General features: G+C 72.1%; 11 protein-coding genes. 4 read left to right on the top strand and 7 right to left on the bottom strand.

Annotated features, from left to right (window positions below; all coding sequences use genetic code 11):
- The first annotated feature begins 26 nt into the window (after nt 1-26).
- From POF73_RS23355 to POF73_RS23345, 3 genes are read left to right on the top strand one after another with little or no spacing between them, the layout of a single operon-like run.
- Nucleotides 27-1,835 carry an alpha-galactosidase D gene (locus POF73_RS23355; protein WP_272118630.1) on the top strand — a complete coding sequence of 603 codons (1,809 nt, stop codon included), beginning with the start codon at nt 27-29 and terminating at the stop codon, nt 1,833-1,835.
- Between the two features lie 25 nt (nt 1,836-1,860).
- The gene (locus tag POF73_RS23350; protein WP_272118628.1) at nt 1,861-4,236 is read left to right on the top strand and encodes a glycosyl hydrolase family 95 catalytic domain-containing protein; all 2,376 of its coding nucleotides are present in this window, start codon (nt 1,861-1,863) and stop codon (nt 4,234-4,236) included.
- On the top strand, nt 4,233-5,468 hold the full coding sequence (locus POF73_RS23345) for an SGNH/GDSL hydrolase family protein (RefSeq protein ID WP_272118626.1): 1,236 nt from the start codon (nt 4,233-4,235) through the stop codon (nt 5,466-5,468). The genes POF73_RS23350 and POF73_RS23345 overlap by 4 nt, the downstream gene beginning before the upstream one ends.
- Here the strand turns inward: POF73_RS23345 and POF73_RS23340 are convergent.
- The 5 genes from POF73_RS23340 to POF73_RS23320 form a co-directional block, all read right to left on the bottom strand.
- Nucleotides 5,443-8,382, bottom strand: coding sequence for a helix-turn-helix transcriptional regulator (locus POF73_RS23340; protein WP_272118624.1), 2,940 nt, complete (start codon nt 8,380-8,382; stop codon nt 5,443-5,445). The two genes, POF73_RS23345 and POF73_RS23340, sit on opposite strands and share 26 nt — an antisense overlap.
- Before the next feature lie 52 nt (nt 8,383-8,434).
- Nucleotides 8,435-8,788, bottom strand: a complete 354-nt coding sequence (locus POF73_RS23335) for a UBP-type zinc finger domain-containing protein (RefSeq protein ID WP_272118622.1) — start codon at nt 8,786-8,788, stop codon at nt 8,435-8,437.
- Nucleotides 8,785-10,224 (bottom strand): ATP-binding protein, encoded by a 1,440-nt coding sequence (locus POF73_RS23330; RefSeq protein WP_272118620.1) that lies wholly within the window; start codon nt 10,222-10,224, stop codon nt 8,785-8,787. The genes POF73_RS23335 and POF73_RS23330 overlap by 4 nt, the downstream gene beginning before the upstream one ends.
- Nucleotides 10,221-11,897 carry an FAD-dependent oxidoreductase gene (locus POF73_RS23325; RefSeq protein WP_272118618.1) on the bottom strand — a complete coding sequence of 559 codons (1,677 nt, stop codon included), beginning with the start codon at nt 11,895-11,897 and terminating at the stop codon, nt 10,221-10,223. Before POF73_RS23325 ends, POF73_RS23330 begins: the two co-directional genes overlap by 4 nt.
- Nucleotides 11,898-12,030: 133 nt before the next feature.
- A complete protein-coding gene (locus tag POF73_RS23320) occupies nt 12,031-12,387 on the bottom strand; it encodes a VOC family protein (protein ID WP_272118616.1) in 357 nt (118 codons plus the stop codon).
- Between the two features lie 61 nt (nt 12,388-12,448).
- Between POF73_RS23320 and POF73_RS23315 the strand changes: the two genes are divergently transcribed.
- Nucleotides 12,449-13,330, top strand: a complete 882-nt coding sequence (locus tag POF73_RS23315; RefSeq protein WP_272118614.1) for a universal stress protein — start codon at nt 12,449-12,451, stop codon at nt 13,328-13,330.
- A gap of 291 nt (nt 13,331-13,621) precedes the next feature.
- Here the strand turns inward: POF73_RS23315 and POF73_RS23310 are convergent, their stop codons facing one another.
- Together POF73_RS23310 and POF73_RS23305 are read right to left on the bottom strand one after the other, a co-directional pair.
- Nucleotides 13,622-14,857: a DUF4032 domain-containing protein gene (locus POF73_RS23310; RefSeq protein ID WP_272118612.1), complete on the bottom strand. Its 1,236-nt coding sequence runs from the start codon at nt 14,855-14,857 to the stop codon at nt 13,622-13,624.
- 40 nt (nt 14,858-14,897) lie between these two features.
- Nucleotides 14,898-15,644, bottom strand: coding sequence for an MBL fold metallo-hydrolase (locus tag POF73_RS23305; protein ID WP_272118610.1), 747 nt, complete (start codon nt 15,642-15,644; stop codon nt 14,898-14,900).
- Nucleotides 15,645-15,667: the final 23 nt, after the last annotated feature.

The raw sequence follows: 15,667 nt of genomic DNA, 5'->3' as shown, positions 1-15,667 counted from the left end.
CTGAACGACCCCAGGAGGTACGGCCCATGCGGTCATCCTCGTACTCCGTCATGCCCGCACGCGCGCTGAGAGCCGTGGTGGTCCTGGCCCTCACTGCCGGTGTCACCACCGCCGTCCCCGCCGCACGGGCCGAGACCCCCGAGCCCCCGGCCGCCCCGACCCCCATCGTGGCCGCCAAGCCCTACCTGGGCTGGACGAGTTGGACCATGCAGTCGTCGAAGTACCCGGGACTCAACCCGAAGGGCGACTACAGCTACCTCTCCGAGGCGAACGTCGCCAAGCAGACCGACGCCATGGCCGCGAAGCTGAAGAATCACGGCTACGAGTACGTCAACATCGACGCCGGCTGGTGGATGGACTGGTCCTGGAAGCCCCGGTACGACGAGTACGGGCGGCAGAAGGCCGACCCGGAGCGCTTCCCCAGCGGCATGAAGGCCGTCGCCGACCGCATCCACGCCAGGGGCCTCAAGGCCGGGATCTACCTTCCGGTCGGCCTGGAGAAGGGCGCCTACGGCGACGGAAGGACACCGATCCGGAACGCCGACGGCTGCACCACCGGCGACATCGTCCACGGCGACCTGCGCACCACCAACGGCTGGGACAGCGCCTACAAAATCGACTTCTCCGACCCCTGCGCGCAGAAGTACATCGACTCCCAGGCGCAGCTGTTCGCCGACTGGGGCTACGACTTCCTCAAGCTCGACGGCGTCGGCCCCGGCTCCGCCAAGAGCGGCGACAACTACAACAACGTCGCCGACGTCGCCGCCTGGCAGAAGGCCATCGGCGCCGCCGGCCGCCCGATCCACCTGGAGCTGTCCTGGTCCCTCGACCGCGGGCACGTCGGGGACTGGAAGAAGTACTCCAACGGCTGGCGCATCGACACCGACGTCGAGTGCTACTGCAACACCCTGGTCAGCTGGGAGAACTCGGTCGACGACCGCTGGGACGACGCCCCCGCCTGGATCGACCACGCCGGCCCCGGCGGCTGGAACGACCTGGACTCCCTCAACGTCGGCAACGGCGAGATGGACGGCCTCACCAAGGCCGAGCGGCAGAGCTACGCCACCCTGTGGGCGATCGCCAAGTCCCCGCTCTTCACCGGCGACGACCTCACCAGGCTCGACTCCTACGGCCTGTCACTGCTCACCAACCGCGAGGTCATCGCGATCAACCAGAGCAGCGCCCCGCCCGCCGAGCCCGTCACCGCCTCCGACCCGCAGCAGGTGTGGGCCGCGAAGAACCCCGATGGGACCTACACCGTGGCGCTGTTCAACCTCTCCGACGCACCCGCCGCCGTGACCGCGAACTGGCCCACGCTCGGCTTCAAGGGCAAGGCCTCGGTGCGCGACGTATGGAACAGGGAGAACCTCGGCACCCACACCGACAAGATCACCCAGGCGCTCCCGGCGCACGGCTCCCGCCTGTTCACCGTCACCCCGCGCGGCACGAACCTCGCCTGGACCGCCCACGAGGCCGAGGCCGGCACCCTGAGCGGCAACGCCTCCGTCGCCGACTGCGCCGCCTGCTCCGGAGGCCGCAAGGTCGGCAACCTCTACGTCGGCGGCAAGGTCACCCTCGACGACGTCGTCGTGCCCGAGCCCGGCACCTATCAACTCAAGGTCGCCTACGTCAGCGGTGACTCCCGCTCGGTCCTGGTCTCGGCCAACGCGGGCGGCGCCACCTCGCACAGGTTCCCGGCCACGGGCGACTGGGGGACGGTGAACAGCGTCCATGTGCCGGTGCGGCTGAAGGCCGGGGCCAACACGATCACGTTCGACAGCGGGACCGGCTACGCGCCGGACATCGACCGGATCGACGTACAGAAGTCTCTCTGACCTCCCCCCCGGCCCCGGAGCCGCCATGAACCCCAGCCCCAACGACCCGAGCCGAAGGACCCTCCTCTCGCTCGCCACCGCCGCGGGCCTCACCGCCGCCCTCGGTACCCTCCCCGCCTTCACCGCCTCCGCCTCGCCCGCCCGCCCCGCCGAAGTCCCGCTGCCCGCCGACGCCTCCCGACACCGGCTGTGGTGGCGGGCCCCCGGCGACGAGGGCTCGCTGATCGAACAGGGCCTGCCCCTGGGCAACGGCCGTATCGGAGCCCTCGCGAGCAACGTCCCCGGCCGCGAGCTGCTGCTGATCACCGACGCCACCATGTGGACCGGCGGCCTCAACGACACCCTCGACAAGGACGGCCAATTCCCCTACGGCCGCTCCGACTTCGGCTCGTTCACACTGCTCGCCCGGCTCACCGTCGACATCCCCGACCACGACCTCGGCGCCGTCAACGGCTACCGCCGCACCCTCGACCTCGCCCAGGGCCTGGTCGCCGCCTCCTACGTCCGCTCCGGCGTCACCTACCGCCGCGAGATGTACGCCAGCCACCCCGACGACGTCATCGTCCTGCACTTCACCCAGAGCGGCGGCGGCCACTACACCGGCACCATCACCCTGACCGGCACCCACGGCGAACAGCCCACCGCAGCCGAGTCCTTCGGCGCCGCCCTCCCCAACGGCCTGCGCTACGGCGCCGCCGTCACCGCCCGGAGCAGCGGCGGCAAGGTCACCGTCAACGGCACCCGCATCGACTTCACCGGCTGCAGGGACCTCACCGTGGTCGTGAGCGCCGGAACCAACTACGCGCCCGATGCCGCCGCCCACTTCCGCGACCCCTCCCTCGACCCCGAGCGCCTCGCCCGTGCCAAGGTCCGCGCCGCCGCCGCGGAGCCGGCCGACGCCCTGCGGCGCACCCACGTCGCCGACCACCGAGCCCTGTACGGACGGCTCGACCTCTCCCTCGGCACGTCCACGGACGCGCAACGCGAGCTGGACACCTGGGAGCGCCTGCACGCCCGCACCCGCGACCCCGGACCCGACCCCGAACTGGAGGCGGCCTACCTGCAGTTCGGCCGCTACCTGATGATCTGCGGCTCACGCGACAGCCTGCCGCTGAACCTCCAGGGCCTGTGGCTGGACGGCAACGACCCGGACTGGATGGGCGACTACCACACCGACATCAACATCCAGATGAACTACTGGATGGCCGACCGCACGGGCCTGTCGCCGTGCTTCGATGCCCTCACCGACTACTGCCTCGCCCAGCTCCCGTCCTGGACCGACCTCACCCGCCGGGCCTTCGACGACCCGCGCAACCGCTACCGCAACTCCACCGGCAGGAACGCCGGCTGGACCGTCGCGATCTCCACCAACCCCCATGGCGGAGGCGGCTGGTGGTGGCATCCGGCGGGCAACGCCTGGCTGTGCACCACCCTGTGGGAGCACTACGAGTACACCGGGTCGCGAGCGCACCTGAGGAAGATCTACCCGCTGCTCAAGGGAGCGTGCGAGTTCTGGGAGGCGCGGCTGCTCACCACCACCCTCCCCGGCAGCTCGCGGGAGGTGCTCGTCGCCGACAGCGACTGGTCGCCCGAGCACGGCCCGCTCGACGCCAAGGGCATCACCTATGCTCAGGAACTGGTGTGGGCGCTGTTCGGGAACTACCTCACCGCGGCGGCCGAGCTGCGGCGGGACCCCGACTACGCGGACACGATCGCCGCACTGCGCGGAAAGCTGTACCTGCCGCAGGTCAGCCCGACCACCGGCTGGCTGGAGGAGTGGATGTCGCCGGACAACCTGGGTGAGACCACGCACCGTCACCTGTCCCCGCTCGTCGGCCTGTTTCCCGGCGACCGCATCCGCCCCGACGGCTCCACCCCGGCCGACGTGGTGGCCGGCGCCACCGCCCTGCTCACCGCACGCGGCATGGAGAGCTTCGGCTGGGCCAACGCCTGGCGCAGCCTGTGCTGGGCCCGACTGAAGAACGCGGACAACGCCTACCGACTGGTCGTGAACAACCTGCGCCCCTCGACCGACGGCAGCAACGGCACCGCCCCCAACCTGTTCGACATCTACGAGGTGGAACGCGGCCGGGGCATCTTCCAGATCGACGCCAACTTCGGCACGCCCGCCGCGATGGTGGAGATGCTGCTGTACTCACGACCCGGACACATCGAACTCCTCCCGGCGCTTCCCGGCGCCTGGTCCGCCTCGGGCTTCGTCCGGGGCGTCCCCGCGCGGGGCGGCTTCGAGGTCGACCTGCGCTGGCGCGACGGGAGACCGACCGAGGCCCGCATCCACAGCGCCGGCGGCGGCACCACGACGGTCGCGTACGGCGGCGTGTCCCGCACGGTCACCCTGCGGCCCGGCGCGTCCGTCACGCTGAAGGACTTCGCCCGGTGAGGGCCGCACTTCCGTCGGCCGCCGTCCTGCTGACGCTCGTCGCCTGCCAGCCCGCGCCCGCGAAGGCGCCCGCCGCGGCGCCCGCCGACACGAGCGGCGTCATCACCTGGGCGGCGAGCGCCGACCGTATGGGCGACGGTGTCGCGGGCCGCGGCTACCGGCTCGTCGTGCACACCAGCGTCGGTGGAACCGGCGTCCGGGTCCGGCTCTCCAACGCCTTCGGGGACCGGCCGCTGACCTTCGACAGCGTCTACGCCGGACGCCAGAAGCAGGGCGCCGAGCTGCGGCCCGGCAGCAACAGGCGCCTGACCTTCGACGGCTCCCGCACGGTCACCCTGCCCGCGGGCAGCACCATGTGGAGCGACCCGCTGCCCGGCAGACTGCCGGCCGCGACCAACCTCGTCGTCAGCCTGCACAGCCCCGACGCGGGCGGCCCGACGAGCGGCCACTGGATGGCCATGCAGACGTCGTACGCCAGCCGGGGCGACCACACCGCCGAGGAGAGCGGTGCCGCTTGGACCGTCCCGACCGGCTCCTGGTTCTACCTCGACGCCGTGTCCGTGCGCGCCCCCGCGGGCATCGGAGCCGTGGCCGCGCTCGGCGACTCCATCACCGACGGCTGGCACTCGACCTCGGAACTGAACCGCCGCTGGCCCGACTACCTGGCCCGCCGTCTGCAACGGGCGGACACGGCGGTGAAGGGCATGGCCAACGCGGGGATCTCCGGGAACAAGGTCCTCGCGGACGGCCCCGGCCAGAGCGCCCTGAACCGGCTGGAGCGGGACGTGCTGTCCCAGCCGGGTGTGCGGACCGTGTTCCTCTTCCAGGGCGTGAACGACATCAAGGCCCACGCCGGCGTCACCGCCGAGGACCTGATCGAGGGCTACCGCGAGATCGCCGACCGGGTGCGCGCGGCCGGCAAGTGCGTCGTCGGCGCGACCGTCGGCCCCTTCAAGGGCTGGCACGAATGGGACCCGGCCGCCGAGGCCGTACGCCAGGAGGCCAACGCCTTCATCCGCACCAGCGGCCGGTTCGACGCCGTCACCGACTTCGACCGCGTTCTGCGCAGCCCCTACGACCGGGCGAGGATGCTTCCCGCGCTGGACGGCGGCGACCACATACACCCCAACGACAAGGGCATGCAGGCGATGGCCGACGCCGTCGACCTGACCGCCCTGGACTGCGGGACCGGGCGGGGACAGGTCGTCAGCCCACCGTCTCCTCGCGCGTGATCAGCCCCTGCCGATAGGCGATCGCCACCGCCTCCGTACGGCTCGCCGCGCCCAGTTTGGCGAGGATGTTGGAGACATGGACGCTCGCCGTCTTGCCGGTGATGTACAGCTCCTCGCCGATCTGCCGATTGCTGCGGCCGAGGGCGAGGAGCCGCAGCACGTCCTGCTCGCGGGCGGTGAGCGGCGAGGAGCCGTCGGCGCCGGACTCGGCGAGACGGCCGCGGCGGATCAGGCTGTTCAGCCGCTCCAGCAGGGGAGTCGCCCCGAGCCGGACCGCGGTGTCGCGCGCGGCCCGGGCCTCGGTGGCCGCCCCCTCGCGGTCGTCGGCCGCCAACAGGGCCTCGGCCAGGCGCAGTCGGCAGCGAGCCCGCTCGTACTCGTCGCCGTGCTCGAAGGCCTCCACCGCCTCGGCCCACGCCCGGGCGTCCGGCCCGGTGACGGCCCGCGTCCACTCCGCCTCCGCGCGGGCCAGCCACGCCATGCCCTCCGGGCCCTGCGGTATGCCGTCCTCGCCGCACCGGGCCATCGTCCGCGCCGACTCGACCAGCTCGGTCGCCGTGTCCGCCCAGCGGCGCGCCCCAGCCGCATCACCCGTCAGACGCAGCTCGGCGGCCCGGTCGGCGACCGCGGACAGCGCGAGCGCGGCGAGGCGGACCGTGACATGGGGGAGTGTCCCCTTGTCGTCGGTGAGGGCCTCGACCGTGGACCGCATCCGCTCCACCGCCGCCTCCGCGTCACCCCGCAGCGCCGCGGCGTCGGTGAGCGCGATGCCCGCGACCAGGGTGCCCATCCAGTCGAACGGCCCCTCCAGCAGGGCACGGGCCCGCTCGACGGCCGTGAAGTCACCGCGCGCGAGGGCGACGTACAGCGCCGGAGCGGCCGTGTAACCACCCGCCGTGGGCAGCACCTCGGCGTCGGCCGCCGCGAAGCGCAGGCACTCGTCCCAGCGGCCCAGCGTGTACAGCACCAACAGGCGCAGATACCGCATCTCCAGCGGATACAGCGACGACAGCAACCCCGCACGCCGGGCCCGGTCCAGCCCCTCCGTCAGCCAGGGCAGGCACTCCTCCAGGTCGCCGGACTCGAAGCAGCCGACGGCGAGGTTGAACAGGGCGCGCATCTCCACCGGCGCGGTGCCCGCCTCCCGCGCCAGCTCCCATGCCTCCCGGAGCCGTTCACGCCCCTCCGGCCTGCGCCGGCCGCCCTCCAGCGTGGCCAGCGAGATGAGCAGATCCGCCCGGGCATCCGTCACCTGCAGCTGCTCGGCGATGCGCAGGGCCTCGCGGGCGACGCGCAGCGCCGTCCCGTTCTCCCCGACGTGGCGGGCCGCCAGGACATGGGTGGCCGCCGCCCACACCCACGTCCGCGACGGAGGGTCGGCCGGGATCAGGGCGAGCGCCTCGCTGCTGTAGGCGTAGGCCGCCGTCAGGCTGTCGACGCTCATCAGATTGCCGGCGAGCGTGTACCGCACGCGGGCGGCGAGTTCGTGGTCGGTGTCCTGGTCGACGCCGGCGAGCGCGGACCGGGTGAGCGCGACCGCGCGGTGCGCCTCCCCGGCGTGCGCGGCCGCCGCCGACGCGCGCAGGGTGACCGTCACCCGGTCGTCGCCCTCGCCCGAGGGCCGCGCCGACGGCTCCACCGACGACCACAGGTCAAGGGCCGCCTCCAGATGCCGTAGCTCCTCGGCGGGCGCGCCCACGCCGTGCGCGTGGCCCGCGGCCTCCAGCGAGGCGGCCAGCGCCTCGGCCAGGTCGTGGCTCTCGCGGTAGTGGTGGGCGCGCTCCGCCGCCGTCTCGGCCGGACGGCCGCGCCCGGCGAGCAGCCGGGCGAACGTGCCGTGCAGCCGGGCCCGTTCGCCGGGGAGCAGGTCGGCGTACACGGCCTCGCGCGCCAGCGCGTGCCGGAAGGCGTATGTGTCGCCGTCGCCGGGCACGAGCAGCTGCCGCCCGACCGCCTCACGCAACGCCGACTCCAGCTCGTCCTCCGGGATGCCCACGGCCTCCCGCAACAGATCGTGCCCGACGCGGCGCCCCGCGACGGCGGCCGTACGCAGCACTTGCTGGGCCGTGTCGGAGAGCTGCTCGAACCGGATCAGCAGCACGTCGGCCAGCCCGCTGGGCACCCCGCCGAGCTCCGTGTCCGTGGCCGCGACCAGCTCCTCCGCGTAGAAGGCGTTGCCCTCGGCCCGCTCGACGATTCGCCGCACCGCGCCGTCCGGCAGCGGCCGCTCCTGCACGGACCGCACCAGCCGGGCCACCTCGGCATCGCCCAGGGGCCGCAGCTCCAGCCGCTCGACCGCGGGCAGCCGCACCAGCTCGGCCAGCAGCGGCCGCAGCGGATGACGCCGATGCAGATCATCCGCACGGTACGACGCGAACACGGCCAGCCGGGACGGGGGTGCCCCACTCGCGGGCCGTTGCAGGATGCCCCGGCTCAGCAGGAACCGCAGCAGATCCCGCGACGACTGGTCGGCCCAGTGCAGGTCCTCCAGGACGAGCAGCACCGGCGCGATGCCGGAGAGCTCGGCCAGCAGCCCCGCGATGCCCTCGAACAGCCGTAGCCGGTCGCTCACGGCGTCGGTCCCGCCGCCCAGCAGCCGCTCGACCACGGGGTGGGCACCGAGAACCCCCGCGAACCGCTCGTCACCGGCGAGCACCCCCAGCACCTCGGTGAACGGCAGATACGGCAGCCCGACATCACCGAGATCGACACAGTGCCCGGACAGCACGATCATCCCGTCCGAGACGGCCCGCCCCGCGACCTCGTCGAGCACCCGGGTCTTGCCGACCCCGGCGTCCCCGGCGACCAGTACGGCCCCGGCCTCCCCGCCCCGGGCACGCTCCAGCACCCCGGAAAGCCGGACGAGCTCGTCCTCCCGCCCGATCAGCGGCGTACTGAATGAAGTCTGCGACACGGAGACATCCTGTCACTTGCCACTGACAGCGCCTCTGGCCCCGTTCGAGCCGTCAGGCACGCAACGTCTTCGCCCAGTCGTCCGGTACCCGCCCAGCGGGCCCCGGCGCGGGCTGATCCGCGGGATGACTCGCCGGAGGCGCCAAATCGGGCCCCGACTCGAACAGTTCATTCGAGCCGTAGTCCCAGAACCACATCTCGCCCGGCTCGAAGCTCTGCACCAACGGATGCCCGGTCTCCCGGAAATGCGCGGTGGCGTGCTTCGCGGGCGAACTGTCACAGCACCCCACATGTCCGCACTGCGCACACCGCCGCAGATGGAACCACCATCCGCCGGCCTCGTCGCACTCCACACACCCGCTGCCACTCGGCGGCACACCGGCGTCGATGCCGTTGACGCTGCTCATGAAGCCTCCTCGGACGTGAGCGGAAGCAGCACCTGGAACCGGGTGTCACCCGGCTCCGACTCCACCTGGATGGTGCCGTGGTGCTTGTTGACCACGATCCGCCAGGAGATGTCGAGGCCGAGTCCGGTGCCCTCGCCCACGGGTTTGGTCGTGAAGAAGGGATCGAAGATCCGCCCCCGGTTCTCCGGCGGGATACCGACCCCGGTGTCCCGGAACTCGACCAGCAGCCGGTCGTGCTCCGGCGCCGTCCGCACCGTCAACGTCCCCTCGCCGCCCGCGCTTCTGATCGCGGATACCGCGTTGTCGATCAGGTTCGTCCAGACCTGGTTGAGCTCCGCCGGGTACGCCGGGATCTTCGGCAGCGTACGGTCGTACTCCTTGACGACCTTGATCTGCGGGCCGATCTTGCCCGACAGCATCATGAGGGTGCTGTCGAGGAGTTCGTGGACGTCGGCGTTCTGGAACGGCGCGCGGTCCAGCTGGGAGTACTGCTTCGCGGCGTCGACGAGATGCGAGATGCGGGTGGTCGAGTCGTTGATCTCGTCCATCAACAGCTCGGTCTCGACGGTGTAGTTGAGCCACCCGATCGCGTTCGTCAGGATCTCCTCGTCCACGGTCGTCGCGACCTGGTCCAGCCAGTCCACGTCGAGCCCGGCCTGGACGAAGGTGGGCGCGATCCGCCAGCCGTCGGGGATGTCGTGGTCGTCGAGCCAGTCGGTGACCGCGTCCTCCCGGTCGGAGGCCTCCAGCGGACTCAGTGTGGGCGCCTTGGCGACACGTTCGGCGGTGCGTTCCTGGATGTCGATGAGGTTCGCCATGACCTCGGGGGAGTAGGACCCCTGCGCGATGACGGCCAGCTTGTGCCGCATCTTGCCGACCCGCTCGCGCAGTGTCGAGGTCGCCCGTACGGCCGCGGCGGCGGGGTTGTTGAGCTCGTGGGTGAGACCGGCGGACAACGAGCCGAGCGCCAGCAGCCGTTCATGCTGATTGATGGCCAGCTGGGTGCTCTTCTGGCCGAAGAAGAGGCCCTCCAGCAGATGCAGGGCCATCGGGAACCACTCTTGGATCACGGACGCGAAGGTCTCGGCGGGCAGTACGAAGAACCGCGTCGGCTCCGTGACCCTCATCGAGCTGTTGTAGACCTGCGGCACCCGGTCCCCGAGATAGGCCTGCCAGGCCCCCGAGTACACCCCGCGCTGGGAGGTGCGGTTGACCTCCACGTCGTCCCCGCCGACCCGCCGGGACAGTACGACGGTGCCCTCGACCATCACATAGAAGCAGGTGGCCGGGTCGCCCTCGGTGTACACGGGCCCGGGCTCGAACTTCTCCACCCGCCCCTCGCTGCACAGCCGGCCCAGCTGCTCGGAGGAGAGCTTCTCGAACAGGAACAGCGAGCCGATCTCCGCGGGCTCGCACGGCATCAACCGTCCGCTCATGACTGCTCCAGATAACGGTGGACGAGCATCACGGCCATGGCTCCCTCTCCGACGGCGGACGCGACCCGCTTGGCGGACTCGGCGCGCGCGTCGCCCGCCACGAACACACCGGGCACATTGGTCTCCAGGTGGTACGGCGGCCGGTCCAGCTCCCAGCCGGACGGCGGCCGTCCGTCGGCGGTCAGGTCGGGCCCGGCCAGGATGAACCCGCGCTCGTCCCGCAGCACCGTCTCGTCCAGCCAGTCGGTCAGCGGGGCCGCGCCGATGAACACGAACATCCACTGCGCGTCGACCTCTTCGGTCCGCCCGCTGTCCACGTCGCGCAGCGTCAGCTGCTCCAGATGACCGGAGCCGTGCGCGGACTCGACCACCGTGCGGGCGCGCACCGAGATGTTCGGCGCCTCCTCGATCTGCTGGATCAGGTAGTGCGACATGGACGCCGACAGCGACTCCCCGCGCACCAGCAGCGTCACCGACTTCGCGCCCCGGGACAGATACATCGCCGCCTGCCCGGCGGAGTTGGCGCCGCCGACGATGTACACGTCCTGGCCCTGACAGGCCGGGGCCTCCGTCAGGGCCGACCCGTAGTACACCCCGCAGCCGGTCAGGTCGTCACAGCCGGGCGCCTGCAGTTGCCGGTACGACACGCCGGTCGCCAGGATCACGCTGTGCGCGGCGACCGCGGAGCCGTCCGAGAACCGTACGATCCGGGCGGCGCCGCTGACCTCCAGTCCCGTGACCTCGCGCGCGGTGAGGATCTCGGCGCCGAACCTCGCCGCCTGCCGCCGGGCCCGGTCGGTGAGCTGGGCGCCCGAGACACCGTCCGGGAAGCCGAGGTAGTTCTCGATCCGGGAGCTCTGCCCGGCCTGTCCGCCGGTCGCCGACCGCTCCACGAGCACGGTCCGCAGCCCCTCCGACGCCCCGTACACGGCCGCGCCGAGCCCGGCGGGTCCGCCGCCGATGACGACCAGGTCGTAGAAGTCGGCCGTCGGTGTCGTCGCCAGCCCCACCCTCGCGGCCAGCTCGGGAGCCTCGGGTGCCACCAGGGGCGTCCCGTCCGGGGTGACCACCAGCGGCAGCCGCTGACCGTCCTGCTCCGCGGCGGCCAGCAGCCGCTGCCCCTCGGGCTCGTCGGCCGAGTACCAGCGGTACGGCACCTGGTTGCGGGCCAGGAACTCCCGCACCTCCGAGGAGCGCGCCGACCAGCGGTGTCCGACCACCTTGGTGCTGGGCACCGGCCGGTAGTCGCTGCGCCGCCACGCCTCCAGCAGGTCGTCCAGGACCGGATAGAGCTTCTCCTCCGGCGGGTCCCACGGCTTGAGCAGATAGTGATCGAGGTCCACGACGTTGATCGCGTCGATCGCCGCGCTGGTGTCCGCGTACGCGGTCAGCAGCACCCGCCGCGCGCCGGGGTACACGTCCAGGGCCTGTTCGAGGAACTCGATGCCGTTCATCTGCGGCATGCGGTAATCGGCCAGGATCACGGCGACGAGATCGCCGCGCAGCTTCAGCTCGCGCAGCGCCTGCAACGCGGACTCACCGGACTCCGCGCGCACGATCCGGTGCGACTGGCCGTAGCGTCGCCGCAGGTCACGGGCGACCGCCCGGGACACTCCCGGGTCGTCGTCCACGGTCAGGATGACGGTCCGCGCTGCGTCGGCGGCCTGTGCCATACGTCTCCCCACCCCGAGAGTTCGCGTTCTCGGCGCGGCGAAGGTGTCCGGATGGCATCGGCGCCGCGTCGACTCGGCCCCATCGTATGTTCGATCCGCCCGCTTCGCTCGGGTATGCGGGAGGCGGCAGTGCTCAGCGGCGCCGCGGGGCGAGCACGCAGAACTCGTTGCCCTCGGGGTCCGCCAGGGTGACCCATGACTCCTCGCCGCTCTGCCCGACGTCCGCGGGGCGCGCGCCGAGGGCGAGGAGGCGGGCGACCTCAGCCTCCTGATCGTCGGGCCGGAAGTCGAGGTGGAGGCGGTTCTTGACGGTCTTGCCCTCCGGTACCGGTGCGAAGAGCAGGCCCGGCAGCCGCTCCTTCTCGGGCCGGATCTCGAACTCGTCGGGCGCATCGCCCACCACGACCCAGCCCAGAGCCTCGGCCCACCAGCGGCCGAGGGCCACCGGATCGGCCGCGTCCACCACCACTTGCTCCCACTCCAGTGCCATGCCCGCAGGGTAGTGAAGACTGGAGCCGACGACATGACCACCGCACGAGGGGGCAGCCGGAATGACGCGTTCGATCACGGCAGGGGTGGACGGCTCGGAGGAGAGCCTCGCCGCGCTGGCCTGGGCCGCCCGGGAGGCGGTTCGCCGGGGGCTCGCCCTGCGGGTGGTGCACGCCTGGCGGTTCCAGCCGCACGAGGCGATCGACGCGGGATACGCCAAGGACGCCGACACCCAGGCCCAGTGGGTGCGAGACGGGCTCGCGCAGGGCGCCCGCTCCGTCACCGAGCGGCATGCCGGGCTGGAGGTCACCACCGACGTCCTCGACGGCGGGCCCGCCGACTCGCTGGTCGACGCGGCGGCGGACGCCGAGCTGCTGGTGCTGGGATCACGGGGCCACGCCGCGGTCGTCGGGTTCCTGCTGGGCTCCGTCGGACAGCAGGTCATCGCCGGGGCCACCCGGCCCGTCGTCCTCGTACGCGCCGGGGACCAGCCGTCCGCCGAGGCCGCCGGACGCGAGATCGTCGTCGGCCAGCAGGGCGACCCGGACGACAGCGCCGCCGCGCTGCGCCTCGCGTTCGAGACGGCCGCGGCCCGCGGCGCGACCGTGCGTGCCGTGCGGGCCTGGACGCTGCCGCCGCTGTTCGCCTACAGCCCGACCTCCCTGAAGCTCCTCGATGACGCCGGGGGACTGGAGCCGTTCGAGAAGAAGGCGCTGGGCGAGGCGCTGCAACCATGGCGGGAACGGTTCCCGGACGTCCATGTCGTGGAGCACGTCGAGATGGGCAGCGCCGGGCAGGTGCTGCTGTCGGTCGCCGACCGGGCCCAGCTGATGGTCGTCGGACGCCGGGCCCGCCGTACGGCCGTGGGCGCCCGGATCGGTTCGGTGGCCCACGGCGTCCTGCACCACGCGCCCTGCCCGGTGGCCGTGGTGCCGCACCAGTGAGCCAGAGCCTGTGAAGAAGCCCCCGCCTGCGCCGCGGCGTCTGGCACGCACTCCCCGAGAGGGGGACCCCCAGCCGCGTCGCCGAACCGCCCACGTGGCTCCTCCCCCACGCGCGAACCGCGCTTCGCACGGCTCGGGCGAGGGCACCCCCATCGAGGGCGACTCCGGCGCCTTGCGATCGCACGCTCCCCCACCCTCGAACCGCGCTTCGCACGGCTCGGGCGGGAGGTACCCCCACGACACCGCGGCGCCCGCCCTCCGGGCGGACGACGGGGGCTTCTTCACAGGCTCTCAGTCGGACGTGGTGGGCTGCAGCGTCTCGCGGGCCTTGGGCAGGATGTTCTCGATGTAGTCCGCGACCACCGTGTCCAGGTCGATGTCGTGCTGCGCCCGCTCGGACAGGTACCAGCGGTGTTCGAGCAGCTCGTGGTAGATCTCGGCCGGGTCCACCGAACCGCGCAGCTCCAGCGGTACGGCCCGTACGGTGGGGCGGAAGACGTCGCGCACCCAGCGGTGGGCTAGCACCTCGGGGCGGGCGCCGAGCGGGTCGCCCGGGGCGTAGTCGTCCTGGGTGGCCATCCAGCTCTCCAGGTCGTTCAGCAGCCTGCGGGCCTGGTTCTCCTCGGTGTCCAGGCCCGTCAGACGCAGCAGTTGCCGCTGGTGGTGACCGGCGTCCACGACCTTGGGCACGAAGGTGACCGTGTCGCCGTTCGCCGCGTGCTCGATCTGCATCTCGGCCACGTCGAAACCGAGCTCGTTCAGTCGGCGTATCCGGCGCTCTATGTAGTGGTACTTGCCCGCCGGGTACACCGAGGTGCGGGTCAGTTCCTCCCACAGGCCCTGGTAGCGGGCGCAGATCTGGGTGCCGAACTCGATCGGGTCCACCGAGGGGTGCAGCGCCCCGGACGCCTCCAGGTCCAGCAGCTCGCCGCTGATGTTGACCCGGGCGAGCTCCAGATCGTAGTCGCGCTGCCCGGCGCTGAGCCGCGGGTGCAGGTCGCCGGTCTCGGCGTCCACCAGATACGCGGCGAAGGCGCCCGCGTCTCGCCGGAACAGCGTGTTGGACAGCGAGCAGTCGCCCCACGCGAACCCGGCGAGGTGGAGGCGGACCAGCAGCACGGCCAGCGCGTCCATCAGGCGGTGCATGGTCGCCGGGCGCATGGTCGTCTCGAACATCGAGCGGTACGGCTGCGAGCCCCGCAGATGCCGGGTGACCAGTACCGACTCCAGCGGGCCGCCGGCTGCGTCGGTGCGGCCGGTGACCACCGCCAGCGGGTCCACCGCGGGGATGCCGAGCCGGTCCAGGTCGCGCAGCAGCTCGTACTCGCGCAACGCCGGGCGCTGGGCGAGCTCCTTGACGGCGATCACCTCGTCGCCGGCCCGGGCGTAGCGCACGATGTGGCGGGAGATACCGCGCGGCAGGGGGACCAGGACCTCCTCCGGCCACTGCTCCAGGGGCAGCTGCCAGGGCAGTTCCAGCAGGAGCGCGGGGTGCTCCGGATTCGTCGCGCTGATCTGCAGTGCCATGGGCCGTTCGTCCTCGCCTCGCGGTGATCGTCACCTCACCTTAGAGCGCGCGTTCCCGGGCCTGAAGGGCTGCTTCGCGCACCGAACCGCGGTGCAGGGGTCCGTGCCCGGGCAGCAGCAGGTCGCCCTTGAGTCCTTCGAAGATGTCCAGCGAGGCCACGGCGCGGGCCTTTTCGTGCTGGAACATGTCCGGCAGCAGCTGCGGCCCCTTGATCCGCGAGGTGGGGTGCCCGCTGACCAGGGCGTCCCCGGCGATCACCACTCCGGCGTCGGGCAGGTGGTAGGCGCAGTGGCCGTCGGTGTGGCCCGGCGTGTGCACCGGGACCGGTCGGCCGGGCAGGTCCAGCGGGCCCGCCGACGGGAACGGCTCGGGGGAGGTGACCGGCACGTGAGCGGTGCCGCCGGAGCGGATGGCGTGCACGGCCCAGGGCAGCACGCCCGGCCGCCAGCCGTTCTTCAGGACGGTGCCGACGTCGACCTGGTGCAGGAACTCCCGGCGGGCGTGGGGCACTTCGGCCTCGTGGAGGTATACGGGCGTGCCGTAGATGGCACGCAGATACTCGGCGTTGCCCAGATGGTCGGTGTGCGCGTGGGTGATCAGTACGGCCCTGACCGCCTCCGGCGCACTCCCCACCTCCGTGAGCGAGGCGAGCAGCCTGGCCCGGTCCCCGGGGTAGCCGGTGTCGATCAGGGTGACCGCGTCCCCGTCGGTGAGAATCACCCAGTTGGTGTTGCTGCCGTGCACCAGGTAGGTGCCGTCCGCGACTTGCTGCACATCTGCCCGCATGATCGCCCCGCTTGGTGAGGTCC

Origin of the sequence: Streptomyces sp. HD (genome assembly GCF_028369295.1) — a bacterium.
Taxonomy (GTDB): domain Bacteria; phylum Actinomycetota; class Actinomycetes; order Streptomycetales; family Streptomycetaceae; genus Streptomyces.
Note: the sequence above shows the minus strand (reverse complement) of the source record. Positions and strands in the feature narration are given on the sequence as shown.

What these genes read in the sequence shown, in the direction of transcription:
- POF73_RS23355 (WP_272118630.1), top strand. Translation starts at nt 27, where the DNA reads ATGCGGTCATCCTCGTACTCCGTCATGCCCGCACGCGCGCTGAGAGCC.
- POF73_RS23330 (WP_272118620.1), bottom strand. Translation starts at nt 10,224, where the DNA reads ATGAGCGGACGGTTGATGCCGTGCGAGCCCGCGGAGATCGGCTCGCTG.
- POF73_RS23320 (WP_272118616.1), bottom strand. Translation starts at nt 12,387, where the DNA reads ATGGCACTGGAGTGGGAGCAAGTGGTGGTGGACGCGGCCGATCCGGTG.
- POF73_RS23305 (WP_272118610.1), bottom strand. Translation starts at nt 15,644, where the DNA reads ATGCGGGCAGATGTGCAGCAAGTCGCGGACGGCACCTACCTGGTGCAC.
- POF73_RS23325 (WP_272118618.1), bottom strand. Translation starts at nt 11,897, where the DNA reads ATGGCACAGGCCGCCGACGCAGCGCGGACCGTCATCCTGACCGTGGAC.
- POF73_RS23315 (WP_272118614.1), top strand. Translation starts at nt 12,449, where the DNA reads ATGACGCGTTCGATCACGGCAGGGGTGGACGGCTCGGAGGAGAGCCTC.
- POF73_RS23335 (WP_272118622.1), bottom strand. Translation starts at nt 8,788, where the DNA reads ATGAGCAGCGTCAACGGCATCGACGCCGGTGTGCCGCCGAGTGGCAGC.
- POF73_RS23310 (WP_272118612.1), bottom strand. Translation starts at nt 14,857, where the DNA reads ATGGCACTGCAGATCAGCGCGACGAATCCGGAGCACCCCGCGCTCCTG.
- POF73_RS23350 (WP_272118628.1), top strand. Translation starts at nt 1,861, where the DNA reads ATGAACCCCAGCCCCAACGACCCGAGCCGAAGGACCCTCCTCTCGCTC.